Genomic DNA, 246 nt, shown 5'->3' with positions numbered 1-246 from the left:
GTCGCAGATCCTGCCGTTGCGCCAGATCATCGCCGATGAGAGCCAGCTCCGGTACAATGGCATGATGGTCGATGTGTTCTCGCTTCTGACCGAAGCACGGGCCCGCATCGCGGCCAATGCCGCGGCCATCGAAGCCCGGCGGGACTTCTGGATCGCCAAGACCGACCTGCAGTTCGTGGTCATCGGCGGAGCGCCGGCCGGCGGCTCGCCGGACACCCCCACCACAGCGGTTGCCGGCGCCGAAAC

1 protein-coding gene is annotated in these 246 nt (G+C 67.5%); it reads left to right on the top strand.

Features of this window, described 5'->3' with window-relative positions; translation table 11 throughout:
• The coding region (locus G5A07_RS21620) for a hypothetical protein (protein ID WP_223107833.1) at positions 1-246 on the top strand (246 nt) is incomplete at both ends.

The sequence above is a fragment of the Stenotrophomonas sp. AS012628 genome, from assembly GCF_010608305.1.
Lineage (GTDB): Bacteria > Pseudomonadota > Gammaproteobacteria > Xanthomonadales > Xanthomonadaceae > Stenotrophomonas > Stenotrophomonas geniculata.
The sequence above is the reverse complement of the archived record's forward strand: the minus strand, read 5'-3'. Positions and strand labels throughout refer to the sequence as shown.